The sequence below is a fragment of the Azonexus sp. IMCC34842 genome (assembly GCF_050368855.1).
Lineage (GTDB): Bacteria > Pseudomonadota > Gammaproteobacteria > Burkholderiales > Rhodocyclaceae > Azonexus > Azonexus denitrificans_A.
Map to the genome: position 1 here is coordinate 1,293,877 of NZ_CP178449.1, position 24,457 is coordinate 1,318,333.

The following is a 24,457-nucleotide window of genomic DNA, read 5'->3' on the forward strand; positions in this document are numbered from 1 at the left end:
GACGCAAATGATACCCTCTTCGCCTTGGGTGGAGTGTCATATCGAAGACATTCGGGAAGGCGGGACGGTTCTCGATCTGGCCTGTGGCAGCGGTCGTCACGCGCGCCTGCTGGCCGCCCGGGGGCACTCGGTTCTTGCGGTGGATCGTGATGCGGAAGCGCTTTCTCGGCTGCAGGGTATTCCCGGCATTGTGACCGCTTGCCTTGATCTCGAAGGCGAGCACTGGCCGTTGGCCGGGCAGCGTTTCGCCGGGGTCGTCGTCACCAATTACCTGTGGCGGCTGCGTCTGCCTGAACTGCTGGCCCTGTTGGCGCCCGGCGGGGTGTTGATTTACGAAACCTTCATGCTCGGCAACGAAGCCTACGGCAAGCCGTCCAATCCGGATTTTCTGCTGCAGCCCGGCGAGTTGCGCGCCGTCGTGGTGACCGCCGGTCTGCGCGAAATTGCCTTTGCGGAAGGCTACACGGCCAACCCGAAGCCAGCCATGCGTCAGGCCATCTGCGCCGTTCGCGACTGAGCGATGGCGCTGGCCAGTCGGGCGATGCCGGTCGGTGTCAGGTCATCCGTGGTGAAATTCTGCAGCGTCGCCATGCCGCTGTAGTTGGTGTTCTGGGAACGTCGGTACAGAGGGTCGTAATGCAGTTCGAGCAGTTCGCGGACCAGGGTCGGCCATTGCTGGTCATGAATCAGTTGCTGCCAGCGCCCCAGGGTTTCGCGGCTTTGTAGGCTGCGCAAGGCATCCAACCGACTCATCAGGAATTCCGGCAGGGTCAGGAAGTAGTCGTAGTCCTTGAGCAGGAAGTCGACGCGGGCGTCGAGGCTGGCATCCACGTTCAGGCATTCGCCATTGCGGATGCGCTCGATCAGGGCATCCGGTACGTGCAGGTTGCCGATCTTGCGGCTCTCCGCTTCAACGTAGATCGGGCGGTCCGGCGTGAAGGTCTGCATCTTGCCGAGCAGCATCGTTTCGAAGCCTTTCTGGCTCGGCTGCGGCTGCCCGGGCAGTACGCCGAGCACCGATCCCTTGTGGCTGGCCAGCGTTTCGAGATCGAGCACCTGCTCGCCCAATTCCTCGATGCCTTGCAGGATGCGGGTCTTGGCGCTGCCGGTGGGGCCGGAAACGACCCTGAAGCGGAACTGCGGCGGCAGTTCCTGTAGGCGAGCCATGACGTGCGTCCGCCAGGCCTTGTAGCCGCCATCCAGTTGCCCGGCTTGCCAGCCGATGGCGCGGAAAATGGTCATCATCGAGCCGCTGCGGTCGCCGCCGCGCCAGCAGTAGATCAGGGGTTTCCAGGTCTTCGGACGGTCGAGAAAGCGTTCGCGCAGATGGTGGGCGATGTTCTCGGCAACCAGCGCCGCGCCGATTTTTTTCGCTTCGAAGGGTGAAACCTGTTTATAAATGGTTCCGACTTCGGCGCGCTGGGCATCGTCGAGCACCGGGCAGTTGATGGCGCCAGGGATGTGGTCTTCGGCGAATTCGGCAGGCGAGCGGACATCGATGATTTCATCGTAGGCGGCAAGGTCGGCAATGGTCGGGCGGTGTTGTTTCATGGGCTTATTTCAGTAGCGGGGCCAGGGATGACCAGACGTGATCGAGAATCAGCGGCTGCGCTTCGGCGGTCGGATGCAGGGCGTCGGCTTGAAAAAGCTCGGGCCGGGTGGCAACCGGCTCCAGCAGAAATTCGAGCAAGCCCGTTTTCTTGTTGCGGGCGATGTCGGTAAAACTGGCGAGGAATTCCGTCGCATACGGGCCGTAGTTGGGGGGCAGGCGCATGCCGGCGAGCAAGACCTTGGCGCCGCTGGCGCGTGCCGCATCGACCATGGCGTTCAGGTTGTCGCGCATCTGCGGTAGTGGCAGACCGCGCAGGCCGTCGTTCGCGCCGAGAGCGATAACGATGACCGCCGGCTTGTGCTGGCGGAGCGCTGCGTTGAGGCGCGAGCGCCCGCCGGCCGTGGTTTCGCCGGAGATGGAAAGGTTGGCGACGCTATAATCGAGGCGTTTTTCGTGCAGCCGCTTGGCCAGCAGCGCCGGCCAGGCCTGTTCTGGGCGGATGCCGTAGCCCGCCGAGAGCGAATCGCCCATGACCAGGATGGTCTTGGCGGCAAAAGCCGGGGCGCTGGAAAAGAGCAGGGCAAACAGGAAGAGAGCAAGCCGCATGGCAGAGAAACCGGTCGTTGATGTCATAAATCTGGGTAAAACCGTCGATAGCGGCGGCGAGCCGCTGACAATTCTGCAGGATATTTCGTTTTCGGTGATGCCGGGCGAAACGGTAGCCATCGTCGGTGCCTCGGGGTCAGGCAAGTCTACGCTACTTGGCTTGCTGGCCGGGCTGGATGTGCCGAGTGCCGGCGAAATCCGCCTGGACGGCGTATCGCTGGCTGCCCTGGACGAAGATGACCGGGCCCGGCAGCGCGGCAAGTTGCTGGGGTTCGTTTTTCAGTCTTTCCAGTTGTTGCCTTCGCTCAATGCGCTGGAAAACGTCATGCTGCCGCTCGAACTGGCCGGCCAGAAAACTGCGCTGGCAACGGCTCGTGGCTGGCTGGAGCGGGTTGGCCTCGAGCATCGTCTGAAGCACTACCCGAAGCACCTGTCCGGTGGCGAACAGCAGCGCGTGGCGCTGGCCCGGGCGTTCGCGCCCGCGCCACGGCTGGTACTGGCCGACGAGCCGACCGGTAATCTTGACGCGGCGACCGGCCAGCAGATTATTGACCTGATGTTCGACCTGAACGCCAGGCAGGGCACGACACTGATTCTGGTTACCCACGACGAGGCCATTGCCGCGCGCTGCGGGCGGACGCTGCGCATTCATTCCGGGCGCCTGGTGTAAGCCAGGCGGGCGGCGCGCAGGCCGCTGCGCACGGCACCTTCGAGCGTCGCCGGATAGTCGGCCCAAGTGTAATCGCCGGCCAGAAACAGCTGTGGTTGCGCGGTGGCGCAGCCCGGGCGGCGGAGGCCGGGCTGCGCTGAGAAGGTCGCGCGCTTTTCCCGGACGACCTGGCGCCACGTGGCGTTCTCGGCACAACCGAGTTCGGCTTCCAGGGTTGCCGCCAGTTCCGCATCGCTGAACTTTTCCCACTCGCCATGTCCGCTCAATACGCAGGCGAGCAGGCCGTCGCCACGGTCGACCACCCACTGGCCATGTTGGCCAAGCAGATTGCGTAGCGGAAAAGATTGGCTGGTGGTTGCCGCGAACTGGAGATACACCGTCGCAATCGGTTCGTAGGCGTAAGCGAGTTGCAATGCTGGCCACAACTGCGTGGCGTGTTGGGGGGCGGTGGCGAGAATCGCGGCCGCGAAGTGTTCGCCATCGATCGCGATGCCGTTTTCGTCGGCGGCGAGCTGCCTTACCCGGGTGCCCATGCGAAGTTCGGCGCCTTGCCCGGTCAGCCAGTGTGCCGCCGGTTCCGGTAGCAAGCGACCCAAATCGACGCGTGGCAACAACAGGTCGGTAGCTTCCCGCTGCGAACTGCCCAAGCTGTCGCGCAGCACGTTGGCGAACAATTGCGCCGAGGCGCGTTCGGCCGGAACGTTCAAGGCGGCCAGACAGAGCGGCTCCCAGAGGTGGCGGCGCAAGCGGCCAGTCTGGCCGGCGGCGTCGAGCCAGTTGGCGACCGTGGTGTCGGCCGGTAGCTGAAAGCCCTGGCGCTTGATGCCATCCATCCATAGCGCGGTCTTCAGCTTTTCGCCTAGACCGACGCCGTCGGCGCTCAGCAATCCCCAGGCGACATTGAACGGCGCCGGCAGCTTGGGTAGTGCAAGGCGGAAACCGGTGTTGTCGACGACCTGTAGCGGACGGCGGTCGAAGAGCTGCGCCGGGTCGGCGCCGACCCGGCGCATCAGGGCCAATGTCTGGCTGTAGGCGCCGAGCAGGATGTGCTGGCCGTTATCCAGCCGGCGGCCGTCGACGCTGATTGCCCGGGCGCGACCGCCAAGAACGCGGCTGGCTTCGAACAGGGTGGTTTGGGCGCCGGCCGCCGTCAGTTCAACGGCGGCGGCGATCCCCGCCCAGCCGCCGCCGATGACGGCAACTTTCACGCGAAAGCCCAAGTTTTCCAAGCAATCCAGATTTTGCGGACCGGTGTCAGCGCGATGCGTTGGTGCAGAACCTGGAAATTCTCGCGCTTGATTTCATCGAGCAGCGTCCGGTAGATCGCCGCCATGATCAGCCCTGGGCGCTGGCTCTTGCGGTCGACGGCCGGCAACTGGGCAAAAGCCTGCTCGTAATATTTCTCGGCGCGCTCGGTCTGGAACTTCATCAGTGCCGTGAAGTTGTCCGAATACTTGGCATTCAGGATGTCGGCGGCCGGCACGTTGAACTGTTTCAGCTCGTCCATCGGGATGTAGATGCGGCCACGCCGGGCATCTTCACCGATGTCGCGAATGATGTTGGTGAGCTGGAAGGCCATGCCCAGATCGTGCGCGTATTTCTGCGTCTGCCGGTCCTGGAAGCCGAAGATTTCGGCGGCGAGCAGGCCGACGACACTGGCCACCCGGTAACAGTAGAGCGACAGTCCCTTGAAGTCGAGATAGCGCGACTGTTGCAGGTCCATCTCCATGCCGTCGATGATTTCCAGCAACTGTTCTTTCGGCAGGTTGAACTGGCCGCTGACGCCTTTCAGCGCCAGGCCGACCGGGTGCTGCGGCTGGCCTTCGGCAACTCGTTCAATCTCCTGGCGCCACCAGGTCAGTTTGGTCGAGGCCAGAGACACGTCGTGGCATTCGTCGACCACGTCATCGACCTCGCGACAGAAGGCGTAGAGGGCCATGATGGCGCGCCGGCGCTCGGCCGGCAGGAAAAGGAAGCTGTAATAGAAGGAGGAGCCGCTGGCGGCGCACTTCTCCTGGCAGTATTGGTCGGGATTCATGGGGTCACATTGTAAGGGAACGGCCGGCGAGAACCAGCCAGTCCCATTTGCCGAGCTTGGGGCGGCGCTCAAAAACATCGCCGCGTACCTGGCGCAGGCGTTCAAGGATGCGCAGGCCGCCCTGGATGGTCAGGCGGATTTCCCAGCCGAGCCGGCCGGGCAGGGCGTGTACGAGCGGGGCACCGCGCCGCATCAGGGTCCGTGCCCGGTCCATTTCAAAATCGATCAGGGCCGCCCAGTTGGCCGACCAGCGGCCGGCGGCGATGTCGGCCTCGCTGATCCTGAAGTGCGGGAAATCGGTCTGCGGAATGTAAACCCGGTCTTTTTGCCAGTCGACTACAACATCCTGCCAGAAGTTGATCAGTTGCAACGCCGTGCAGATGCAGTCCGACTGCTCCAGATGTTCCGGCTCGGTGCGGCCGAACAGGTGCAGCACCAGCCGGCCGACCGGGTTGGCCGAACGACGGCAGTAGTCGAGCAGTTCCGGATAATCGGCGTAGCGCTTCTTGACCACATCCTGGGCAAAGGCATCAAGCAGGTCGCGGAGCAACTGGATCGGCAGGGCATGCTGGCGAACGACCTCGGCCAGCTCGGTAAAAAGTGGCGTTTGCGGCGCGCTGCCGGCCGCGACCCGGTCGAGTTCCGCCTGGTACGCGGCCAGGCTGGCCAAGCGCTCATCCGGTGTGGCATCGCCTTCGTCGGCAATATCGTCGGCGCTGCGTGCAAAATGGTAGATGACCTCAATCGGCCGGCGCAGTCTGGACGGCACGAGCAGGGAGGCAACCGGAAAGTTTTCGTAGTGGTCGACGGGCATGGGGCGGCAAGTATAGGGGGGATGCGCGGAGAGTGGTAGAATGCGCGCCGCCTGCCCAGGTGGCGAAATTGGTAGACGCACCAGATTTAGGTTCTGGCGCCGAAAGGTGTGGGGGTTCGAGTCCCTTCCTGGGCACCATCAAATGCAGACAAGGCTTTCAGCGATGAAAGCCTTTTTTGTTTTTGGCTTCCGTTTCCTGCCATATCAGCTCGGCGGGCCCCCTCCGGCGCTTGGATGCGTCATGTTGAGCATGTATCAATCGATTGCATCGTAAAATCCGCCCGATGAAATACGCTCTCATCCTCCTTGCCGGCTTGACTGCCGGCTGTGCTTCCTGGCATTGGGAAAAGCCGGGTGGCGACTACGACGTTGACGAAAAATACTGCAAGTTGCAGGCCTACTCGGGCGCCGATGGCATGGTGACCAATGCGAATGTTCGGAAGATGCACGCCTGCATGGAGGCCAGGGGCTGGAGGAAAGTGAAGTCGGGCGGCTAGGCAGGCTGCAAAAGACTTCTGTAGTGAGCCGACCTTCCCCTGTCTGCGTAATCCGGATTGGGCGAATATCGTCTTGGTTATATTGCAAGTTTTCCTGCCACGGTCTATGTTTCGGTCATAACCAATGGAAAGCTAACCATGAGCGTCGAACGTAGAACACCATCGGATCGTCGGCAGCGTGACTCTGGCCCGCCCAGGGGCGGTATCGAACGGCGTCGGCATGCAGAGCGCCGGTTGCCGACTGCCGCTGAAGCGGAGATTTCGGCTGCCGAGTTCGAAAAATATTTCGGGTCAGTTGCCAAGGTGACAAACACCAACGACTATCTGCTCGATCAGGCTGCTGAAGTGTTTGACCGTGTACGTGACGGCTACTAGGGGTTGCAGATGACGTTCGGCGAATCTATCCAGACCTGCTTCTCGAAATATGCGGATTTTTCGGGACGTGCCTCGCGGTCGGAATACTGGTGGTGGGTTCTGTTTGTATTTTTGGTGACGGTGGCCACCGGTATCGTTAGCGACAAGCTGTCTGCGCTTCTTTCTCTGGCGGTGATGCTGCCGGGGCTGGCCGTAGGGGCGCGGCGATTGCACGATATCGACAAGAGCGGATGGCTGCAGTTGCTCTATTTCATTCCATTGCTTGGTTGGGCCATATTGGTTTATTGGGCCATCCAGGAAGGCAAAGAACCAAACCGGTTCTAATCTGCTTCGTGATAGTCGGTCTGCTGGGCGCCTGGTTTTGGTTGGTTTAGTCCGAGTACTTCCTGCATGAACTTTTCGTGCGCCATCCGGAAACCTGAGGCGTTCCGGTGACCGCCGCCACCGTAGCGGACTGCTATTGCCGCCACATCAAAGTTTCCCTTCGAGCGTAGCGAGGCTTTGACTTCGCCATTGGCGGCCAATTGCCAGACCAAGCCGAAGCTGGCGCTTTGTTCGGCCAGTCGATTGCCTAGTTCCGAGGCGAACAAGACGTTACCGTTGATTGCGATACCGCTGGCCGCCAGCCAGGCCAGATCGCCGTCTGCGATGATGGCCTGACCATGGCGCTGTGCTTGCAGCGCATCGACCGGCTCGCCGCGCAAGCGGGCCGGCATGCGCAGGTCGCTGTCTGCCAGTCGTTCGACTTCGTTCTGAAAAAACACTTCGATGGCCTGGCCGTTGGCAAGTATTTCGCTGTAGCGTTTTGTTTCTGCGGTTCGCGTTTGACCAATCAGTTCGTCCCAGGCCGAAAAATCGAAAGGCAACAGGCGCAGGGCGCGGCAAAAGGGACGAGTGCCGGGTAGTGCAAAGCGCCACAGGTCCTGATCCTCGATGTGCTGCAGGGCCAGCGGTACTGGCTGGCCCGGGTGAAAATGCTCCCAAGTGAGCCTGGCCCCCGATTTTTGCAGATCGAAGATGACGGTCAACGGCAGTTTCGGGGGGCGGTAGGTAACGAGGCCCGTTGTTTCGTCTGGCAGGCGGTCGCCCCAGGCCTGGCGGGCTGAGGCGTGATGGTCGATTTGCGTCACTGACTCGGCCGTTGCGGCCATTGCTTCGAGGGTGTCCGGGGCAAAAGAAAAATCGAGGATGAATACCTGGTGACCAGCGATCGCGTTGATGTCCCAGTCTTCGCCATGATGCAATGGACGATAGATCGCCTTTGCGCCAAATTGCCGCCACGCCGCATAGGCTGAGCCGAAGCCGTCAATGCAGTCAGCGTGATAAAGAACGGTAACCGAGGGCATTGGCTGATCCTGATTTCAGTAATGTGGAGGCAGATCGTCGCGCAGGCTGCGTTGCTCGGTTGGCGCGGCGCTCTGCACCTGCTCGCGCAAAGCACGGAATTCGGTGATCAGCCGGTCTATCTGTTGCTGCTGGCGGAAAATGGTGCGATTCAGTTCATCCACCATGTCTTCGGTGTAGCTGATCTTGATTTCAATATCGGTCAGGCGTGATTCCACTGTGTTCATCCTTTTATTTCTCATTTCGCCAGTCGCGGAGCGTTTCCTTGGGTGTCGGTGGCGGGGTGTTCGAAGGGTGATTTTTGCGCAGCAGCGGAAGCGCTGCTCCAACCATGAAGATCACAATGATCCCGAAAGCAATCCATCCATCACTCATCCTTGTTTCCTCCGTGCAAGCACGAATCTTACTTTGTATGCCTGCGCCTGTCCCGGCGCACTAGCCTTTGGTTTTGTATCTGTAGATGCCCTGTTTGCGGTCATCGTCAGCAGTTTTTCTAAAAATCCCTTGACAGCTTTTTTACAGAGTCTATAATGCGGCCTTCTTTAGGCGGTTAGCTCAGTTGGTTAGAGCGCCACGTTGACATCGTGGAGGTCGTTGGTTCGATTCCAATACCGCCTACCAAATTCCTAACGGAGCTAAATTGATGATTTTCCGAACTCGCACTGCAGTTCAGAAATACTAGTCGAGTCAGCTTTCGTTTGAACTAAAAAAGTGCGGCTCAGCCGCACTTTTTTTTTGCCCAGAGATCCGCCATGCCTGATATCAAACTGCCTGATGGTTCCATTCGTTCCTTCGAGCAACCGGTTACCATTGCCGAGGTTGCGGCCAGTATAGGTGCCGGGCTGGCGCGTGCCGCGTTGGCCGGCAAGGTCGATGGCCGGCTGGTCGATACCTCGTTCCGAATTGAGCAGGACGCAGATCTTGCCATTGTTACCGAGCGTGATCCCGATGGTCTGGAAGTCATCCGTCATTCGACGGCTCACTTGCTGGCCTATGCAGTGAAGTCCTTGTTTCCCGAGGCGCAGGTAACCATTGGGCCGACCATTGAAAACGGCTTTTATTACGATTTTGCCTACAAGCGGCCATTCACGCCGGAAGATCTGGCGGCCATCGAAAAACGGATGGCCGAGTTGGCCAAGCAGGATATTCCGATTAGCCGCGAAGTCTGGGTGCGTGACGATGCCGTAAAATTTTTCCTGGATCAGGGTGAAAAATACAAAGCCGAGCTGATTGGTGCCATTCCGGCCGATCAGCAGGTTTCGCTGTATCGCGAAGGTGATTTCATCGACCTTTGTCGTGGTCCGCACGTGCCGACCACGGCCAAGCTGAAAGTCTTCAAGCTGATGAAGGTGGCTGGCGCCTACTGGCGTGGCGATCATCGCAACGAACAGTTGCAGCGCATTTACGGCACGGCCTGGGCCAAGAAGGAAGATCTCGATGCCTACCTGCACATGCTGGAAGAGGCTGAAAAGCGCGACCATCGTCGTTTGGGCAAGCAGTTCGATTTGTTCCATATGCAGGACGAAGCACCGGGTCTGGTTTTCTGGCACCCGAAGGGTTGGGCGATCTGGCAGGAAATCGAAAGCTACATGCGTGCCGTCTATCGTAATAACGGCTATCAGGAAGTGCGTTGTCCGCAGATTCTCGACAAATCGCTGTGGGAAAAGTCCGGTCACTGGGAACATTACAAGGACAACATGTTCACGACAGCCTCGGAGAGTCGCGACTACGCGGTTAAGCCGATGAATTGTCCGGGGCATGTTCAGGTGTTCAACGCCGGTCTGCGCTCGTATCGCGAACTGCCGTTGCGCTATGGCGAATTCGGCTCTTGCCATCGTAACGAGCCGGCGGGTGCGCTGCATGGTCTGATGCGTGTGCGCGGCTTTGTGCAGGATGATGGTCACATCTTCTGTACCGAAGACCAGATCGAAGCCGAGGTGACCGCCTTCAATGCGCTGGTCAAAAAAGTTTACGCCGATTTCGGTTTCAACGATGTGGCTGTCAAGTTGGCGCTGCGTCCCGATAGTCGTGTTGGCTCTGATGATGTTTGGGATAAGGCGGAAGACGCATTGCGCGGCGGATTGCGCGCGTCCGGCCTGGAGTGGACGGAGCTGCCGGGCGAGGGGGCTTTTTATGGTCCGAAGATCGAATTTCACATCAAGGACGCCATTGGTCGTTCTTGGCAGTGCGGCACGATGCAGGTCGACTTTTCGATGCCGGGGCGTCTCGGTGCCGAATATGTTGACGGCAATGACGAGCGCAAGGTTCCGGTCATGCTGCACCGAGCCATTCTCGGTTCGCTGGAGCGATTTATCGGGATACTGATTGAGAACTTCGCTGGTGCGCTGCCTTTGTGGTTGGCGCCGACGCAGGTTGTTGTCCTGAATATTTCCGAGAAACAGGCCGATTACGCGGCGGAAGTGGCGCAAAGGCTACATCAGGCGGGCTTTCGGGCTGAGGCGGATTTGCGCAATGAGAAAATTACCTATAAAATCCGCGAACATAGCTTGAACCGGCTGCCTTATCAGCTCGTTGTGGGTGATAAGGAAAAGGCGGACGGACTGGTGGCCGTGCGTACTCGCGGTGGTCAGGATCTCGGACAGATGTCTGTGGATGAACTGATCGGGCAACTTCAAGGCGAAGTTGCGGCGCGTAGTGGCACGGCTTAATTATTGACGTTTTCGGGGGTTTTACCATAGCTCAGAACAAGGCGCATCGCCTCAACGAAGAAATCACGGTGCCGGAGATTCGTCTCCAGGGTTTGGAAGGTGAACAGTTGGGTGTGATGAGCATCCGTGCTGCACTGCAGTTGGCTGAAGAAGCAGGGGTCGATCTGGTTGAGATCGCGCCGCTGGCCAAGCCACCTGTCTGCCGGGTCATGGACTACGGCAAGTTCAAGTACCAAGAGCAAAAGCGCGCTCATGAGGCCAAGTTGAAGCAGAAGCAGGTGCAGGTCAAGGAAGTAAAACTGCGCCCCGGTACTGACGAAAACGATTACCAGATCAAGCTCAGGAACATGACGCGTTTCCTGGAAGAAGAAGACAAGGTCAAAGTGACCCTGCGCTTCCGGGGGCGTGAAATGGCGCACCAGGAGTTTGGTATGCGCCAGTTGGAACGGATCAAGACCGACCTCGAAGCTGTTGGTCAGGTTGAGCAGATGCCGAAGATGGAAGGTCGTCAGATGATCATGATCATCGCACCGGCGAAGAAGAAACAACCGTAATACCCAGTTTTTATAAGTGCTTTCGGGTAGTGAAAGTGTTCCCGCCGGGGACCACCTGACGGCATGTCATTAAGGAGCAGAAAATGCCCAAAATGAAGACCAAGAGCGGTGCTAAAAAGCGCTTTTCGGTTCGCGCAGGCGGTAGCATCAAGCGCGGCCAGGCTTTCAAGCGTCACATCCTGACCAAGAAGACCACCAAGGTCAAACGTCATCTGCGCGGTGCAGTTGCTGTTCACGAGCGCGATACAGCTTCCGTTCGTGCCATGTTGCCCTACGCGTAAGGAGATAGAAGATGCCTAGAGTTAAACGTGGTGTAACAGCTCGCGCCCGTCACAAGAAGATTCTGGTTCAGGCCAAGGGTTACCGCGGTCGTCGCAAGAACGTCTATCGCGTTGCCAAACAGGCGGTGATGAAGGCCGGTCAATACCAGTACCGTGACCGTCGCCAACGCAAACGCCAGTTCCGCGCATTGTGGATTGCCCGTATCAACGCCGCAGCTCGTGAGCTGGGCATGAAGTACAGCACCTTCATGAACGGCCTGAAGAAGGCCAACATCGAAGTCGACCGCAAGGTTCTGGCCGATCTGGCTGTTTTCGATCAGCCGGCTTTTGCTGCTCTGGCCAATAAGGCCAAGGCACAGCTCGGCGCCTGAGCGAAAGCGTAATTAAAAAAAGGAGGCGTAAGCCTCCTTTTTTGTTGGTGGTTTTGTTGGTGGTTTTGTTGGTGGTTTTGTTGGTGGACGTTTATGGATAATCTCGATCAAATCGTTAGCGAAGCCCGGACGGCGTTCGCTGCCATTGCTGACCCGGATGCACTGGAACAGGTAAAAGCCCGTTTCCTCGGCAAAAGCGGGCAGATCACCGAACTTCTCAAGGGCTTGAGCAAGTTGCCGCCGGATGAGAAGAAAACTGCCGGTGCTGCGATTAACGTCGCCAAGACCGCCGTTGAGAATGCGCTTAACGAGCGCCGGGAGGCGATCCGCAAAGCAGCGCTAGACGCCCGTCTGGCTGAAGAGGCGTTGGATGTCACGCTGCCTGGTCGCGCTGAAGCGCGCGGTGGCTTGCATCCGGTGACGCGGACGCTGGAACGCATCGAGTCCCTATTTCGCTCCATTGGTTTCGAAGTGGCCGATGGCCCCGAGATCGAGGAAGACTTTTTTAATTTCACGGCCTTGAATACGCCCGAGGATCACCCGGCGCGTTCGATGCACGATACTTTTTACCTGCAGAATCCAGACGGTACGGTTGCCGACAAGGTGCTGCTGCGCACTCATACCAGTCCGGTCCAGGCGCGCTACATGCAGGCGCATGTCGCCAAGTATCGTCATTTGGAAAGCATGCCCGAGATTCGCATCATCGCGCCGGGGCGCGTCTATCGTGTCGATTCCGATGCGACGCACTCGCCGATGTTTCATCAGGTTGAAGGCTTGTGGGTTGGCGAGGGCGTTTCCTTTGCCGATCTGAAGGGCGTGATCGCTGATTTTCTGCGCAGCTTTTTCGAGAGCGACGATCTCAAGGTCCGCTTCCGCCCGTCTTTTTTCCCGTTTACCGAGCCGTCCGCCGAAATCGATGTCGCCTTCATGAGCGGGCCGCTTGAAGGTCGCTGGCTGGAAATTGCCGGTTGCGGCATGGTGCATCCTGATGTCTTGCGCATAGCCGGTATCGATCCGGAAAAATACACCGGTTTCGCCTTCGGCATGGGGCCGGACCGGCTGACCATGCTGCGTTATGGCGTTAATGACCTGCGCCTGTTCTTTGAAGGCGACCTCCGTTTCCTGAGGCAATTCGCATGAAATTCTCCGAATCGTGGTTGCGTACCCTTGTCGACACCAAGTTGTCGAGCGAGGAACTTTCCCATTTGCTGACCATGGCCGGCCTCGAAGTCGAGGAACTGGAGCCGGTCGCCCCGCAATTCAATGATGTCGTTGTTGCTCTGGTGCAGGAAGTCGTCAAGCATCCGGATGCCGATCGTTTGAACGTATGCAAGGTCGACACCGGCCGCGGCGAACCGACGACCATTGTCTGCGGAGCACCGAATGTCGCCGTTGGCCTGCGTGTCCCCTGTGCCCTGCCTGGCGCCAAATTGCCTGGCGATTTCACCATCAAGATCGCCAAGGTCCGCGGCATCGAGTCTTCCGGCATGCTCTGTTCCGCCAAGGAGCTTGGTATTGCCGAAGAGGCTTCCGGGCTGCTCGTTTTGCCGGGCGATGCGCCGATTGGGCTGTCGATCCGCCAATACCTTGATCTCGATGACCAGTTGTTTACGCTGAAGCTGACGCCGAACCGTGCCGACTGTCTCTCATTAACCGGCGTGGCGCGTGAGGTGGCAGCTATCGCTGGGGCTCAGGTCAAATTTGTCGAGGTGCCCGAAGTCGCCGCAACTATTGCCGACCGGCGTGACGTCGTGCTTGACGCTCCGACTGCCTGCCCGCTCTATTGTGGTCGCATCATCAAGGGGGTCGATGCCAAGGCGCCGACCCCGGAATGGATGAAGCGCCGTCTCGAGCGTAGTGGTATTCGTTCAATTTCGGCCTTGGTCGATGTGACCAACTATGTGATGCTTGAACTCGGCCAACCGTTGCATGCCTTCGATAATACGAAGCTCAACGGCGCCGTTCATGCCCGCATGGCGGAACCGGCTGAAAAGCTGTTGTTGCTCAATGAGCAGACTATCGATATCGATAGCGACATACTGGTGATCGCCGACGAGTCCTCGGTGCTGGCTATGGCCGGTATCATGGGGGGGGAGGAAAGTGGCATCACGCTGGAAACCAGTGAGCTTTTCCTCGAGTCCGCATACTTTGCTCCGAAAGCCATTGCTGGCCGCGCTCGCCGTTACGGCTTTGCCTCGGACGCCTCGCATCGCTTTGAGCGAGGGGTCGATTTTGGCGGTACGCGCCGCGCTATCGAGCGTGCAACCCGCCTGATCCTCGATATCTGCGGAGGTGCTGCCGGTTCCGTCGTCGAAGCAAGGGCGGAAATGCCGGCTCGTCAACCGGTTCGCTTGCGCACGGCGCGTGCGTCCAGGGTTATCGGCATGGTTTTTACGGCCGAGCAGATTGCCGCCTTGTTCACGGGTCTGGGTTTGCCATTTGTTCGTGAGGGGGAGGACTTTCTGGTAACGCCTCCAACTTGGCGTTTCGACATTCAGATCGAGGAAGACCTGATCGAGGAAATCGCCCGTCTGCATGGCTACGACAACATTCCGGCCCCGGCGCCGCGCGGCAATCTGGAAATGATGGTTCAGCCCGAGGCGCAGCGGCCACAAGCGCGTATTCGCCAGTTACTGGTTGATCGTGGCTATCAGGAAGTGGTCAATTACGCTTTCGTCGAGGAGGCTTGGGAAAAGGATTTTGCTGCCAATAGCGATCCTGTTCGCCTGGCCAATCCGATCGCCAGCCAGATGGCCGTGATGCGCTCGACGCTGATCGGCGGGCTGATTTCAAACCTGATCACCAATCTCAAGCGCAAGCAGAGTCGGGTGCGCCTCTTTGAAGCGGGGCGTACATTCCAACGCGATGTCCAGGGTTCGCCGGTCGAAGGTTTTTACCAGCCATGGAAGCTTGCTGGTCTGGCCTACGGCGGTGCCTTGCCGGATGGTTGGGGTGGTGGGGCGCGCAAGGTTGATTTCTATGACCTGAAAGGCGATCTTGAGGCGCTCCTTGCGCCTGCGCAATTACGTTTTGAGAAGCTCGTGCATCCGGCGTTGCATCCGGGGCGTGCCGCGACGATATTGCTTGGTGGCCAGGTGATCGGCTGTATCGGCGAGTTGCATCCGGAGTGGGTACAGAAATACGATCTCCCGCAGGCACCAGTTGTCTTTGAGGTTGATTTCGCTGCGGTTACGGCAGCTAAAGTCCCGGCTTATTGCGAGGTGTCAAAATTTCCATCAGTGATCCGCGATATGGCCATTGTGGTTGATCAAGGGCTTTCTCTGCAGACCTTGCTGGATGGGTTGAGTAAGCAGTTGCCCGACCTGGTAAAGGACGTTCAACTGTTCGATATTTATGCCGGTAAAGGGGTCGCTGAAAACAAGAAAAGTCTTGCGTTTCGTATAGTTATGCAAGATACTCAACGCACTTTGCTAGATTCGGAAGTTGATGCTGCTATGCAGCAACTGGTGTCCTGTCTCGAACAGGCGTTCGGTGCTCAACTGCGTGCCTGATGGAAAAAATAACGATGACGCTCACCAAAGCCGAACTCGCCGATCTCTTGTTTGAGAGGGTTGGTCTCAACAAGCGTGAGGCCAAGGACATGGTCGAGGCTTTTTTCGAAGAAATTCGCAATGCTCTGGAAATTGGTGATGGTGTAAAGCTGTCCGGTTTCGGTAACTTTCAACTTCGAGACAAGCCGCAGCGTCCAGGGCGTAACCCAAAAACCGGGCAGGAAATCCCCATTACGGCACGCCGCGTGGTGACTTTTCATGCCAGTCAGAAGCTGAAGTCAGATGTCGAGCTCGCATTCGATGGAACCGCGGCTTAAATCCTTTCCCGGCGAAGAACTGCCGCCCATCCCCGCCAAGCGCTACTTCACCATCGGTGAAGTCAGCGAGTTGTGTGGCGTCAAGCCGCACGTGTTGCGCTACTGGGAGCAGGAATTCAACCAGCTTAAGCCGGTCAAGCGACGTGGTAACCGTCGTTATTACCAGCATCATGAAGTGCTATTGGTGCGTCGAATTCGTGAGCTTCTTTACAATCAGGGATTTACCATCAGTGGCGCACGTAATCGGCTGGATGAAGGTGGGCCTCTTGAGGCTGCTGTAGTCGACCGGCCGGATGCATCGAAAATGGCTGGTGGTCTGCGCGGTGAATTGAATTCGATTATCGATCTATTGCGTCTTTGAATCTTCAAGTTTTCGGGTATAATAGTTGGCTTGTCGGGGCGTAGCGCAGCCTGGTAGCGCACTTGCATGGGGTGCAAGGGGTCGCGAGTTCGAATCCCGCCGCCCCGACCAAGAAATAGTTATAGAAAAAAGCAGTTAGGCCAATCTACGGATTGGCCTTTTTGCTTTTGAATGAGTGGGGAGCGATTTGGGAGCGGTTCAAGCTTGCGCTCTCTCTAGCGCTCTGATCAAAGTCTTATTTGTCCCAAGGTGTCTCCGTGTTCGACGGAAAGAAAACAAGACTGGAAATCGCCGTTGCGATAGATGCTTGGATGGATATTCAATCTGCTGATGTTCGGAGTGAGTTGGATAACCTCATGGCTTATCGACCCGAGTCTGAATTTGTTGAATCACTTTCTGAGCTATTGCGGGTTATTCCTTGCCAGGGACTCGTCGATCTTTATTATGATATTTGGTATTGCGTGCCTTGCCGGCAGGCCTTCAGGGTTGCGGTGAAGCAGTTGCATAGGCCGGCTGAGTTGGCAGAGTATCTGGCGCTCACTGAAAGAGCCCTTATTAACAAGTCTGCTTGCGAAGACTTTGCTACCCGATTTAGCGACGATGATGATCTGGATGAAATCATCTTCTGGTTGAAGCGTCGAGCCAGGCAATTGAATTAGGGTACGGGTGCTCTGAGGTGGCGGGAGAGAGCGGATGATATACTGCGACTCGAATTAAGGCAGTTCAAGCTTAATAAACTGTTTTGTAAACAAACTAATAGATTGTTATTTTGAGACGGGGCAAGCGAACTCTCACTTCGTGTTTCTGAAGGGCAAAGTGTCCTGAGTTATGGTTCTTACCCTTCGAGAGCAGTTATCAACCGGCTTTTGCCGGCTTTTTAATTTTTATTGTTGATAATTAGACTGAGACAAATTAAATTGTTGGCACCCTATTAACTTTGGAGGTAGTTATGGATCTGTCCACTTTGTCCGTCTCGCAGTTGCGCGATTTGCAGCAACAAATTCCAGCCGAACTGAAGCGTCGTGAGGCTCAGGAGAAAATAAATATTCTTAATGAAGTTCGTGCCTTTGCCAAAGCACGTGGTTATGCCATTGAGGATTTGATTGGCAAGGATGCCAAGGTCAAGGTTCCATCTGGCAATAAGGTTAAAGTCAAATACCGCCATCCGGAGAATGTCGAACTGGAATGGACAGGGCGCGGCCGCAAGCCGAAATGGGTTGAAGCTTGGATGGCGAATGGCGGTAGTCTCGATAACTTGCTTGTTTGAATTATGAATATTCTGCTGAGTAATGACGATGGATATTTTGCGCCAGGGCTTGCGGAATTGGCCCAGGCTCTGGCCGGGCTTGGTGATATCGTGGTTGTTGCTCCGGAGCAGAATCGCAGTGGCGCGAGCAATTCGCTGACACTGGATCGACCGTTGTTTTTGAAAAAAGCGGCCAATGGCTTCCATTTTGTGAATGGAACTCCCACCGATTGCGTTCATTTGGCTGTTACCGGCATGCTCGATCGGTTGCCGGACATTATTGTTTCCGGGATAAACAACGGTGCCAATATGGGCGACGATACGATTTACTCCGGTACGGTGGCAGCGGCGACCGAAGGTTTTTTGTTGGGCATTCCGTCAATTGCGATCTCGTTGACCAGCTTTGAAGGGAAGAACTTCGAATCGGCAGGTCGTGTTGCCAGAGAATTGGTCGAGCGTTTTATTCGTGACCCGATGAAGGAAGCCGTCTTGTTGAATGTCAACGTGCCGGATATCCCGTATGCCGAATTGAAGGGGATGGAGGTTACTCGTCTCGGGCGTCGTCATAAGGCTGAACCGGTCGTCAGAATGGTTTCGCCGCGCAGCGAGACGGTGTATTGGGTCGGCGCAGCCGGTGCAGCGGCGGATGCGGGGCCGGGGACCGACTTCAACGCAGTGGAGCGGGGCTGCGTCTCCATTACGCCTTTGCAGATTGACCTGACACATACGGCGCAGTTACCTGCCGTTCGCCATTGGATTAAGTGATTGTCAACGTGTTGAACGGTATTGGAATGACTTCGCAGCGCACGCGGACGCGCATGATTGAGCGCCTGCGTGAAAAGGGTATCCGCAACGAAGCGGTGTTGAACGCCATGGCGGCGGTACCCAGGCATGTCTTCATTGAGGAGGCATTGGCTTCCCGGGCTTATGAGGATACCGCCTTGCCCCTCGGTATGGGGCAGACCATTTCCCAACCTTATGTCGTGGCGCGGATGATCGAGCTCTTGCTGAACGGCCGTGCGACACTGGGCAAGACACTAGAGGTCGGGGCAGGCTGTGGTTATCAGGCGGCGGTGCTGGCTCAACTGACCAATGAGGTTTTTGCCGTCGAGCGACTCGGTCCATTGCTTGAAAAGGCAAAGGCCCACATGCGCGCCTTGCAGCAATTCAATGTGCGCCTGAAGCACGCGGATGGCCAGTTCGGCTTGCCCGAAGCCGGGCCGTTTGACAGTATCATAGTCGCTGCCGCTGGGACGAAGGTGCCACAGGCGTTGCTTGATCAGTTGGCCCTCGGCGGTCGGTTGGTCTTGCCAGTCGGGACAACGGAGCAGTATCTTAGCTTCATTGAACGAACGACTCAGGGATACATCGAAACACGGCTTGATGCCGTCCGGTTTGTCCCGCTTCTTGCAGGAACGCAATGATTCGAGTTTTAGCCCTTGTTTTACCCAGTCTGCTGCTTGCCGGCTGTTTTTCGCAACAACCGGTGCCAGCGGTCGACCGTAATTCGACCGCCCAATCGAGAGCGGCTATTGCTGCTCAGCCATCCGGGCCCGGTTATTACACGGTCAAGCGTGGCGACACCTTGTATCGTATTGCGCTGGATAACGGGCAGGCTTACACGGATATTGCCGCCTGGAACAATATTGTGAATCCTTCCTCGATCAGGGAAGGGCAGGTGCTGCGCATTGCACCGCCGGGACCGGTGGAAAATGGTGGATCGGTGGTCGCCAAGCCGATTGATTCCGGTGCCGGGATCGAATCCCGGTCGCTTGATCAGCCGGCTGCATCGTCGCCTGTAATTAGCCATGGCGGGAGCATCAAACGTGAGCCGCGTGTCGGCAAGGAGCCTTATTCCGACGAGGCCTATGCTCGCCTGAGTTCAACCGGCGAAGCCGCTGCCAAGCCGGCGGAAACTCGTGTCGAAACCAAGCCTGACCCAGCCACCGCCGTGCCGCCAGTCGCGTCTGGTCCGGATGATGTGCCATGGTTGTGGCCGACGGCCGGAAAACTGGTGGCGCCCTACAGTGAGGCGGGTAACAAGGGGCTCGATTTTGCCGGCAAGGCTGGCGATCCGGTGTTGGCTGCCGGCGATGGCAAGGTGGTTTATGCCGGTGCCGGACTACGCGGTTACGGTGAATTGGTGATCGTCAAACACAACGCGACATTCCTCTCCGCGTACGCCCATAACCGCAAAATCCTGGTCAAGGAAGGCCAGCAGGTAAGTCGGGGCCAGAAAATTGCCGAAATGGGCAATACCGATGCCGATTCGGTGAAGTTGCACTTTGAAATACGCAAACAGGGCAAGCCGGTCGATCCAGCGCAATATTTGCCCAAAAGATGAGCAACCTGGACGAACATCTCGATGAGGGAGAGTTCGACGCTCGATCGGATGAGGCTGCCCTAGTTCCCGAGCCGGAAGCTGTCGCTCCCGAACTTGAGTTGCTTGAGGATGTCACCCAGCTTTACCTCAACGAGATTGGCGCCAAGCCGCTGCTGACGCCGGCCGAAGAGCTGGCGACCTCGCGCCTGCTGAGGGCCGGGGATTTTTCAGCGCGGCAGAAGATGATCGAGCACAATCTTCGGCTGGTGGTGAATATCGCCAAGCATTACCTGAATCGCGGCATTCCTTTGCTCGATCTGATCGAAGAAGGCAATCTCGGTCTGATTCATGCGCTGGAAAAATTCGATCCGGAGCGTGGCTTCCGTTTCTCCACCTATGCTACCTGGTGGATACGGCAAAGCATCGAGCGCGGCATCATGAACCAGTCGCGGACCATTCGGCTACCGGTCCATGTCGTCAAGGAAATCAACATAGTCCTGCGCGCCATTCGTCATCTCGAATCGGCCGATCGGCGGGATTCGACCGTCGAACGCATTGCCATGCTGCTCGACAAGACCGAAGAAGACGTCCGCCGCATCCTTTCGCTGAATGAGCACATTGCCTCGCTCGACGCACCGCTCGAAATCGATCCCAATCACACGATGGCCGAAGTGATTGCCGACGAGACCGGTGGAGACCCCGAATCCCTGCTCCAGTCGAGCGAAGTGGGTTCCTTGCTGGATGACTGGCTGGCGCAGCTTTCCGAGCGGCAGCGCTCGGTCATCGAGCGGCGCTATGGCTTGAGCGGGGCGGACGTCGCTACGCTCGATGTCATTGCCACGGACCTCGGTCTGACTCGCGAAAGGGTGCGCCAGATCCAGATGGAAGGTCTCGACCGTCTGCGCAAGATCATCAAGCGCGGCAATATTTCACGGGATTCGCTGTTGTAGCCGGTTGCTGGCTGTTTCTATTGAAATGGCCGGGCTGGTAAAAGATCTGGTAGTCGATGTCTACCGCGCTCCGTAGGACGTTCCCCCGGGAGCCGGCATGCGGCTGCGGATCTGTTCCGCCAGCTGGAAAACCGACATCGCATAGAAACTCGAACGGTTGTAGCGGGTGATCACATAGAAGTTGTCGAAGCCGAGCCAGTATTCCGTTTCCCGGCCCGGCGAGACGAGGTCGATCAAGGCGACCGTGCTGCGCGGATCGACTGCGGCAAAGATACCCTTCTCGGTCAGATCCGCAACTTTCAGGCTCGGCTGGAGGCCGGCTTCGAGCAGGCTGCGCTCCGGCTCTCCGGCAATCCGGGCTGGAACGGCGATCGGCTGGCCGGCCTGCCAGCCATGTTGTTCGAGAAAGTGGGCGACGCTGCCTATCGCATCGTTGGTGCTGCCGGCGAGATCGACGCGATTGTCGCCATCAAAATCCACTGCGTAGCGTCGCTGGCTGCCCGGCATGAACTGCGGAATGCCGATGGCACCAGCGAACGAGCCTTTGACGCTGAGTGGCTCGAGATTGTTCTCGCGGGCCAGCAGCAGAAATTGCTCCAGTTCGGTACGGAAAAATTCGGCTCGCCGCGGATAGTGGAAAGCGAGCGTGGCCAAGGCTTCGAGGACACGGAAACCGCCGGTGTTGCGACCATATTCGGTTTCGACGCCGATGATGGCGACGATGATTTCCTCCGGAACACCATAAAGTGCCCGGGCGCGCGCCAGAGTCAGCTCATTCTCCTGCCAGAAGCGGACACCGCCATCGATTCGCCGGTCATTGAGAAAGCGCGGGCGGTAGCGCTCCCAGGAACGTTGCTGCGGCGATACCGGTGGCGCGATCAGTTGCAGGACTTTGGCATTGGGTCGGGCTTGGGCAAACTGGGACAACAATTGGTCGGCATTGAAGGCATGGCGTTGTTCGAGATCGCGGGCAAAAGCGATGACCACCGGATCGCTGGCAAAATCGTCGGCGTTGGGTGCGGCACCGGTCAGTCCGGCAAGGGCGGCGAGCAGCAGGGCGCCAAGGGTGTGCTTCAAGTTCATCTCCGTCAGGGTAGTCGCGCGATGGCTTCGCGCAAGGTTTTCAGATCGTTGGGGCTGCTTCCGTAGCGGGCCAGCAGGTAGGCCTCGACAACGCGCATCAACGGTTCGGCCAGATCCGGGCGCTCGTCTTGAATTCGACGAGCCAGGGCCAGCGGCGTTTCCCAAGGCGCGCAGTTTACCTGTCGGCGCTGCAGATGTCGCAAGGCTTTATGCCAAAGTCGGCTGGCCGGGTCGTGATGCGGTTTCTGGTAAAGCGTCCAGGCCGTGAGGGCGGCGAGCAGCAGGCTGCTGACCAGCCCGAGTGTGATCGCCAGGCTGCGCCAGTCGGTATCCGGTAGGCCGAGGCGGGACAGCAGTTCGCGCTGGCGTTGTGGATCGTAACCAAGCACCTGCTGGTTCCAGGCGTTGTTGATGGCTTCCCAGCGATGGCGCAATGTGCGCAGCCATGCCGTGCGGACCTGGATCAGGGCCGGCAACGGTTCGCCGGTCGGCAGTGCCTCGGCGATACCGGTTTCGATCCGGGCCGGCGAGACCGCAGCCGTTGGGTCGACGCGTACCCAGCCGCGCCCTTCAAGCCAGACTTCGGCCCAGGCGTGCGCGTCGGACTGGCGCACTACCAGGTAGCCGTCAACCGGGTTGCGCTCACCGCCTTGGTAGCCGCCGACAACGCGGGCTGGTATGCCGGCGCTGCGCATCAGTACGACGAAGGCGGCGGCATAGTGTTCGCAAAAGCCGCGCTTGGTCTGGAACAGGAATTCGTCGACGCTGTTTTCGCCAAGCAACGGTGGCTGCAGCGTGTAGAAAAATTCGCTGCTGAACAGGCTGAGTGCTTTCCGGATTACGGCTTCCGACGATGCTTCGCGCTCCCGCCAGCTTTTTGCCAATTGGCGCGCTCGCTCATTGCGGCCGGCTGGCAGCGCCAGGCTGCGCTGCAGCACGGCAGGATCTTCGACCGTGTTGAAGCGATAGTCGAGGCTCGCCGAGAGGCGGTAGCGTTGGCGGCTGGTCAGCGGTTGGCGACTGGCTGCGGTCAACGCGCCGTTCAGGACCGTTTCCGGCGGCAGGCCGGCGGGCGCGTCAAGGGCCAGCAACCAGCGCTGGTTGTGGGCCTCGAGCGTGGTTTCGTAGCCGATTGGCGGTGAGATGATTTGCAGGCGCGCGGTCTGGTAACGTCCGGCGAAAGGGCGCCAGGTCGTGCCGTCGAAATTTTCCATGACCGGGCCGCGCCAGTAGAGTTTGTCCTTGGCCGGGATTTCGTCGTCGAAGCGGACGCGAAAAGCTATTTCGCTGCTCTGCGCGAGCTGGGCGACGCTGCCCGGCGACATGCTGTCGGACAGGCCGGTCTTGCCGGCATGGGCATCCTGCGGCAAGCCCCAGAGCGGGCCGGAGACGCGCGGGAAAAGCAGGTAGAGAACGAGCATGAACGGCAACGCCTGGACAATGAGCAGCGCGGCATAACGCAAGGTTGCGCGTAAAGAGCTGGCCGGCCCGCCGTGCAGGCGGATCAGCGTGGCGGTAACGATCCACATCGCGGTCAGCAGCCATAGCCCGGTCGGGATGCTTTGCGAATAGAGATAATGAGTCAGCAGCAAAAAGTAGCCGAGCGTCACGACGACGATGCCGTCGCGCCGCCGCTTCAGTTCGAGCAACTTCATGGCCATGAACATGACCAGCATGGCGACGCCGGCATCGCGCCCGAACAGGGTGCGGAATTCGATCAATATGCCGGCGCAGCCAGCGATCACCAGCAGGACCAACAGCCAGCGACCAGGCAGGCGCTGATCGCTCCACCACAGCCAGGCACCCCAACAAAGCATCACGCCGGTCAGGCTGGAGAGCCAGAGTGGCTGATGTACGAAGTGCGGCGCAATGGTCGCCTGTGCCGCCGCGAAAAGCCAGGGCACTGCCGTGTGGTCAAGTGCTTCGCGGGCGGGTGTGCTCATGGTTGCCACAGGGCGAGGGCTTCAAGACAGCGCCGGCGATGAGCCGCACCGCAACCCGGCGGAATTTCCAGCCCGGGCAGGCGCAGGTTGTAACCGCAGCCCTCGGCTTCGGCCGCGCAGACCCAGCCGGTCAGTTGCGACAGGCGGATTTCGACGGGCTGTGCCGGGTCGGTCAGCACCCAATCCAACTGCAGTTCGACCTGTCCACCCCCTGCGAACTGCTTGACCAGCAACGGTCGCTCGCCGGCATCGCGGGCGCTGGCTTTCCAGGCGACGTGGCGGGGCGAGTCGGCCGGCTGGCGTTCGCGGAATCCGGCGAAATCTTCCTGACCGCCGTCACCGCTACGTTCGCCGCCAGCCGGTGTCGGCGAGGGTAGGGGCAAAGGGCTCGCCAGCGGCGCCGGGTAGACCAGGCAACGCATGGCCGGTTGCAGATAGCACCAAGCGACGAAAAGGCCCAGCGGGTAGCGCGTCGCCAGGCGGACCCGCGGCAGTTCGAGCCAGCCGCGCCGGCGGGCGTTGAGCGGGATGCCGATTTTTGTGCTGTCCTGCGCATTGACCGCAACAATCACCGCTTGGCCGGGGTCGGCTTCGAGCTCCAGGGCGAGGCGCGGTGTCGAACGGTCGTTGCCGAGGGTTATCTGGAAGTGCGCCGTTTCACCGCAAAAAACCGGCTCGCAACGCCCGGGGCTGATCAGTAGGGCATGGAGGTTGCGAAAGGTGTGGACCATGCCGATGATGCCCAGGCCGCCAAGCAGAAAAACCAGGGCATGGCCGAGCGCCAATGTGTAGTTGATCGCCCCGAGGAGCATGACGAGCAGCGCCAGCGCAAAGAGTAGCCCGCCACGCGTCGGGATAATGAAGATGCGCCGCTGGCCCAGACGTAACGGGGCCGTGCCGTCGCTTTGCCAGCGGAACAGTTGCTGCTTGAGCTTGGCGACGATACCCACG

Annotated in this window: 29 protein-coding genes and 3 tRNA genes; 22 read left to right on the plus strand and 10 right to left on the minus strand. The window is 58.9% G+C overall.

The window, feature by feature from the left end; genetic code table 11:
* Nucleotides 1-7: 7 nt before the first annotated feature.
* Entirely contained in the window at nucleotides 8-517 is a 510-nt protein-coding gene (locus ACLIKD_RS06115; RefSeq protein ID WP_428827589.1) for a class I SAM-dependent methyltransferase, read from the plus strand.
* On the opposite strand, the gene mnmH is transcribed toward ACLIKD_RS06115, so the two are convergent.
* Both mnmH and ACLIKD_RS06125 read right to left on the minus strand, forming a co-directional pair.
* The gene (gene mnmH / locus ACLIKD_RS06120; protein WP_428827590.1) at nucleotides 490-1,551 is read right to left on the minus strand and encodes a tRNA 2-selenouridine(34) synthase MnmH; all 1,062 of its coding nucleotides are present in this window, start codon (nucleotides 1,549-1,551) and stop codon (nucleotides 490-492) included. The two genes, ACLIKD_RS06115 and mnmH, sit on opposite strands and share 28 nt — an antisense overlap.
* 4 nt (nucleotides 1,552-1,555) lie before the next feature.
* On the minus strand, nucleotides 1,556-2,158 hold the full coding sequence (locus tag ACLIKD_RS06125) for an arylesterase (protein WP_428827591.1): 603 nt from the start codon (nucleotides 2,156-2,158) through the stop codon (nucleotides 1,556-1,558).
* On the opposite strand from ACLIKD_RS06125, the gene ACLIKD_RS06130 reads away from it, so the two are divergent.
* Complete coding sequence (locus ACLIKD_RS06130) at nucleotides 2,157-2,828, plus strand: ABC transporter ATP-binding protein (RefSeq protein ID WP_428827592.1); 672 nt, start codon at nucleotides 2,157-2,159, stop codon at nucleotides 2,826-2,828. The genes ACLIKD_RS06125 and ACLIKD_RS06130 overlap by 2 nt on opposite strands.
* Here the strand turns inward: ACLIKD_RS06130 and hpnE are convergent.
* Genes hpnE through hpnC form a run of 3 tightly spaced genes read right to left on the minus strand, consistent with a single transcriptional unit; the run spans nucleotide 2,807 to nucleotide 5,680 of the window.
* A complete protein-coding gene (hpnE, locus tag ACLIKD_RS06135; RefSeq protein ID WP_428827593.1) occupies nucleotides 2,807-4,036 on the minus strand; it encodes a hydroxysqualene dehydroxylase HpnE in 1,230 nt (409 codons plus the stop codon). The two genes, ACLIKD_RS06130 and hpnE, sit on opposite strands and share 22 nt — an antisense overlap.
* Complete coding sequence (gene hpnD, locus ACLIKD_RS06140) at nucleotides 4,033-4,866, minus strand: presqualene diphosphate synthase HpnD (protein WP_428827594.1); 834 nt, start codon at nucleotides 4,864-4,866, stop codon at nucleotides 4,033-4,035. The genes hpnE and hpnD overlap by 4 nt, the downstream gene beginning before the upstream one ends.
* Before the next feature lie 4 nt (nucleotides 4,867-4,870).
* Nucleotides 4,871-5,680 carry a squalene synthase HpnC gene (hpnC, locus tag ACLIKD_RS06145; RefSeq protein ID WP_428827595.1) on the minus strand — a complete coding sequence of 270 codons (810 nt, stop codon included), beginning with the start codon at nucleotides 5,678-5,680 and terminating at the stop codon, nucleotides 4,871-4,873.
* Between the two features lie 53 nt (nucleotides 5,681-5,733).
* On the opposite strand from hpnC, the gene ACLIKD_RS06150 reads away from it, so the two are divergent.
* From ACLIKD_RS06150 to ACLIKD_RS06165, 4 genes are all read left to right on the plus strand, one after another.
* Nucleotides 5,734-5,818, plus strand: a tRNA-Leu gene (locus ACLIKD_RS06150).
* 146 nt (nucleotides 5,819-5,964) lie between these two features.
* Nucleotides 5,965-6,177, plus strand: a complete 213-nt coding sequence (locus tag ACLIKD_RS06155) for a hypothetical protein (RefSeq protein WP_226419428.1) — start codon at nucleotides 5,965-5,967, stop codon at nucleotides 6,175-6,177.
* A 138-nt stretch (nucleotides 6,178-6,315) separates the two neighbouring features.
* Complete coding sequence (locus tag ACLIKD_RS06160; protein ID WP_428827596.1) at nucleotides 6,316-6,552, plus strand: hypothetical protein; 237 nt, start codon at nucleotides 6,316-6,318, stop codon at nucleotides 6,550-6,552.
* Between the two features lie 9 nt (nucleotides 6,553-6,561).
* Nucleotides 6,562-6,876: a DUF805 domain-containing protein gene (locus tag ACLIKD_RS06165; RefSeq protein WP_428827597.1), complete on the plus strand. Its 315-nt coding sequence runs from the start codon at nucleotides 6,562-6,564 to the stop codon at nucleotides 6,874-6,876.
* Here the strand turns inward: ACLIKD_RS06165 and ACLIKD_RS06170 are convergent.
* Both ACLIKD_RS06170 and ACLIKD_RS06175 read right to left on the minus strand, forming a co-directional pair.
* Entirely contained in the window at nucleotides 6,873-7,898 is a 1,026-nt protein-coding gene (locus ACLIKD_RS06170; protein ID WP_428827598.1) for a DHHA1 domain-containing protein, read from the minus strand. The genes ACLIKD_RS06165 and ACLIKD_RS06170 overlap by 4 nt on opposite strands.
* 15 nt (nucleotides 7,899-7,913) lie before the next feature.
* A complete protein-coding gene (locus ACLIKD_RS06175; RefSeq protein ID WP_226419432.1) occupies nucleotides 7,914-8,114 on the minus strand; it encodes a SlyX family protein in 201 nt (66 codons plus the stop codon).
* Nucleotides 8,115-8,440: 326 nt separating this feature from the next.
* On the opposite strand from ACLIKD_RS06175, the gene ACLIKD_RS06180 reads away from it, so the two are divergent.
* From ACLIKD_RS06180 to rpoS, 16 genes are all read left to right on the plus strand, one after another.
* A tRNA-Val gene (locus tag ACLIKD_RS06180) sits at nucleotides 8,441-8,517 on the plus strand.
* 131 nt (nucleotides 8,518-8,648) lie between these two features.
* Complete coding sequence (gene thrS, locus ACLIKD_RS06185; RefSeq protein ID WP_428827599.1) at nucleotides 8,649-10,565, plus strand: threonine--tRNA ligase; 1,917 nt, start codon at nucleotides 8,649-8,651, stop codon at nucleotides 10,563-10,565.
* 68 nt (nucleotides 10,566-10,633) lie between these two features.
* Entirely contained in the window at nucleotides 10,634-11,119 is a 486-nt protein-coding gene (gene infC / locus ACLIKD_RS06190) for a translation initiation factor IF-3 (protein ID WP_428827600.1), read from the plus strand.
* Nucleotides 11,120-11,202: 83 nt separating this feature from the next.
* A complete protein-coding gene (rpmI, locus tag ACLIKD_RS06195) occupies nucleotides 11,203-11,400 on the plus strand; it encodes a 50S ribosomal protein L35 (RefSeq protein ID WP_226419435.1) in 198 nt (65 codons plus the stop codon).
* A gap of 11 nt (nucleotides 11,401-11,411) precedes the next feature.
* Nucleotides 11,412-11,771 (plus strand): 50S ribosomal protein L20, encoded by a 360-nt coding sequence (rplT, locus tag ACLIKD_RS06200; protein ID WP_226419436.1) that lies wholly within the window; start codon nucleotides 11,412-11,414, stop codon nucleotides 11,769-11,771.
* Nucleotides 11,772-11,864: 93 nt separating this feature from the next.
* Nucleotides 11,865-12,911 (plus strand): phenylalanine--tRNA ligase subunit alpha, encoded by a 1,047-nt coding sequence (gene pheS, locus ACLIKD_RS06205; protein WP_428827601.1) that lies wholly within the window; start codon nucleotides 11,865-11,867, stop codon nucleotides 12,909-12,911.
* The gene (gene pheT / locus ACLIKD_RS06210; RefSeq protein ID WP_428827602.1) at nucleotides 12,908-15,283 is read left to right on the plus strand and encodes a phenylalanine--tRNA ligase subunit beta; all 2,376 of its coding nucleotides are present in this window, start codon (nucleotides 12,908-12,910) and stop codon (nucleotides 15,281-15,283) included. Before pheS ends, pheT begins: the two co-directional genes overlap by 4 nt.
* Nucleotides 15,284-15,291: 8 nt before the next feature.
* A complete protein-coding gene (locus ACLIKD_RS06215; protein ID WP_226419889.1) occupies nucleotides 15,292-15,600 on the plus strand; it encodes an integration host factor subunit alpha in 309 nt (102 codons plus the stop codon).
* Complete coding sequence (locus tag ACLIKD_RS06220) at nucleotides 15,584-15,961, plus strand: MerR family transcriptional regulator (protein ID WP_428827603.1); 378 nt, start codon at nucleotides 15,584-15,586, stop codon at nucleotides 15,959-15,961. The genes ACLIKD_RS06215 and ACLIKD_RS06220 overlap by 17 nt, the downstream gene beginning before the upstream one ends.
* 34 nt (nucleotides 15,962-15,995) lie before the next feature.
* A tRNA-Pro gene (locus ACLIKD_RS06225) sits at nucleotides 15,996-16,072 on the plus strand.
* Between the two features lie 146 nt (nucleotides 16,073-16,218).
* Entirely contained in the window at nucleotides 16,219-16,620 is a 402-nt protein-coding gene (locus ACLIKD_RS06230) for a hypothetical protein (RefSeq protein WP_428827604.1), read from the plus strand.
* Between the two features lie 290 nt (nucleotides 16,621-16,910).
* Nucleotides 16,911-17,228: an H-NS family nucleoid-associated regulatory protein gene (locus ACLIKD_RS06235; protein ID WP_428827605.1), complete on the plus strand. Its 318-nt coding sequence runs from the start codon at nucleotides 16,911-16,913 to the stop codon at nucleotides 17,226-17,228.
* 3 nt (nucleotides 17,229-17,231) lie between these two features.
* The gene (surE, locus tag ACLIKD_RS06240) at nucleotides 17,232-17,972 is read left to right on the plus strand and encodes a 5'/3'-nucleotidase SurE (protein WP_428827606.1); all 741 of its coding nucleotides are present in this window, start codon (nucleotides 17,232-17,234) and stop codon (nucleotides 17,970-17,972) included.
* A gap of 53 nt (nucleotides 17,973-18,025) precedes the next feature.
* Complete coding sequence (locus ACLIKD_RS06245; RefSeq protein ID WP_428827607.1) at nucleotides 18,026-18,631, plus strand: protein-L-isoaspartate(D-aspartate) O-methyltransferase; 606 nt, start codon at nucleotides 18,026-18,028, stop codon at nucleotides 18,629-18,631.
* Nucleotides 18,628-19,551, plus strand: a complete 924-nt coding sequence (locus tag ACLIKD_RS06250; RefSeq protein ID WP_428827608.1) for a peptidoglycan DD-metalloendopeptidase family protein — start codon at nucleotides 18,628-18,630, stop codon at nucleotides 19,549-19,551. The genes ACLIKD_RS06245 and ACLIKD_RS06250 overlap by 4 nt, the downstream gene beginning before the upstream one ends.
* Nucleotides 19,548-20,480, plus strand: coding sequence for an RNA polymerase sigma factor RpoS (gene rpoS / locus ACLIKD_RS06255; protein WP_428827609.1), 933 nt, complete (start codon nucleotides 19,548-19,550; stop codon nucleotides 20,478-20,480). The genes ACLIKD_RS06250 and rpoS overlap by 4 nt, the downstream gene beginning before the upstream one ends.
* A gap of 60 nt (nucleotides 20,481-20,540) precedes the next feature.
* On the opposite strand, the gene mltB is transcribed toward rpoS, so the two are convergent.
* The 3 genes from mltB to ACLIKD_RS06270 are packed head-to-tail and all read right to left on the minus strand — an operon-like array spanning nucleotide 20,541 to nucleotide 24,456.
* Complete coding sequence (gene mltB / locus ACLIKD_RS06260; protein WP_428827610.1) at nucleotides 20,541-21,563, minus strand: lytic murein transglycosylase B; 1,023 nt, start codon at nucleotides 21,561-21,563, stop codon at nucleotides 20,541-20,543.
* Between the two features lie 5 nt (nucleotides 21,564-21,568).
* On the minus strand, nucleotides 21,569-23,506 hold the full coding sequence (locus ACLIKD_RS06265) for a transglutaminase TgpA family protein (protein WP_428827611.1): 1,938 nt from the start codon (nucleotides 23,504-23,506) through the stop codon (nucleotides 21,569-21,571).
* Nucleotides 23,503-24,456: a DUF58 domain-containing protein gene (locus ACLIKD_RS06270; RefSeq protein WP_428827612.1), complete on the minus strand. Its 954-nt coding sequence runs from the start codon at nucleotides 24,454-24,456 to the stop codon at nucleotides 23,503-23,505. Before ACLIKD_RS06270 ends, ACLIKD_RS06265 begins: the two co-directional genes overlap by 4 nt.
* Between the last annotated feature and the right edge of the window lies 1 nt (nucleotide 24,457).

Coding starts and splice junctions, on each gene's coding strand:
- ACLIKD_RS06115 (WP_428827589.1), top strand. CDS start 8: ATGATACCCTCTTCGCCTTGGGTGGAGTGTCATATCGAAGACATTCGG.
- mnmH (WP_428827590.1), bottom strand. CDS start 1,551: ATGAAACAACACCGCCCGACCATTGCCGACCTTGCCGCCTACGATGAA.
- ACLIKD_RS06130 (WP_428827592.1), top strand. CDS start 2,157: ATGGCAGAGAAACCGGTCGTTGATGTCATAAATCTGGGTAAAACCGTC.
- ACLIKD_RS06125 (WP_428827591.1), bottom strand. CDS start 2,158: ATGCGGCTTGCTCTCTTCCTGTTTGCCCTGCTCTTTTCCAGCGCCCCG.
- hpnD (WP_428827594.1), bottom strand. CDS start 4,866: ATGAATCCCGACCAATACTGCCAGGAGAAGTGCGCCGCCAGCGGCTCC.
- hpnC (WP_428827595.1), bottom strand. CDS start 5,680: ATGCCCGTCGACCACTACGAAAACTTTCCGGTTGCCTCCCTGCTCGTG.
- ACLIKD_RS06155 (WP_226419428.1), top strand. CDS start 5,965: ATGAAATACGCTCTCATCCTCCTTGCCGGCTTGACTGCCGGCTGTGCT.
- ACLIKD_RS06160 (WP_428827596.1), top strand. CDS start 6,316: ATGAGCGTCGAACGTAGAACACCATCGGATCGTCGGCAGCGTGACTCT.
- ACLIKD_RS06165 (WP_428827597.1), top strand. CDS start 6,562: ATGACGTTCGGCGAATCTATCCAGACCTGCTTCTCGAAATATGCGGAT.
- ACLIKD_RS06170 (WP_428827598.1), bottom strand. CDS start 7,898: ATGCCCTCGGTTACCGTTCTTTATCACGCTGACTGCATTGACGGCTTC.
- thrS (WP_428827599.1), top strand. CDS start 8,649: ATGCCTGATATCAAACTGCCTGATGGTTCCATTCGTTCCTTCGAGCAA.
- rpmI (WP_226419435.1), top strand. CDS start 11,203: ATGCCCAAAATGAAGACCAAGAGCGGTGCTAAAAAGCGCTTTTCGGTT.
- rplT (WP_226419436.1), top strand. CDS start 11,412: ATGCCTAGAGTTAAACGTGGTGTAACAGCTCGCGCCCGTCACAAGAAG.
- pheS (WP_428827601.1), top strand. CDS start 11,865: ATGGATAATCTCGATCAAATCGTTAGCGAAGCCCGGACGGCGTTCGCT.
- pheT (WP_428827602.1), top strand. CDS start 12,908: ATGAAATTCTCCGAATCGTGGTTGCGTACCCTTGTCGACACCAAGTTG.
- ACLIKD_RS06220 (WP_428827603.1), top strand. CDS start 15,584: ATGGAACCGCGGCTTAAATCCTTTCCCGGCGAAGAACTGCCGCCCATC.
- ACLIKD_RS06235 (WP_428827605.1), top strand. CDS start 16,911: ATGGATCTGTCCACTTTGTCCGTCTCGCAGTTGCGCGATTTGCAGCAA.
- surE (WP_428827606.1), top strand. CDS start 17,232: ATGAATATTCTGCTGAGTAATGACGATGGATATTTTGCGCCAGGGCTT.
- ACLIKD_RS06245 (WP_428827607.1), top strand. CDS start 18,026: ATGATTGAGCGCCTGCGTGAAAAGGGTATCCGCAACGAAGCGGTGTTG.
- ACLIKD_RS06250 (WP_428827608.1), top strand. CDS start 18,628: ATGATTCGAGTTTTAGCCCTTGTTTTACCCAGTCTGCTGCTTGCCGGC.
- rpoS (WP_428827609.1), top strand. CDS start 19,548: ATGAGCAACCTGGACGAACATCTCGATGAGGGAGAGTTCGACGCTCGA.
- mltB (WP_428827610.1), bottom strand. CDS start 21,563: ATGAACTTGAAGCACACCCTTGGCGCCCTGCTGCTCGCCGCCCTTGCC.
- ACLIKD_RS06265 (WP_428827611.1), bottom strand. CDS start 23,506: ATGAGCACACCCGCCCGCGAAGCACTTGACCACACGGCAGTGCCCTGG.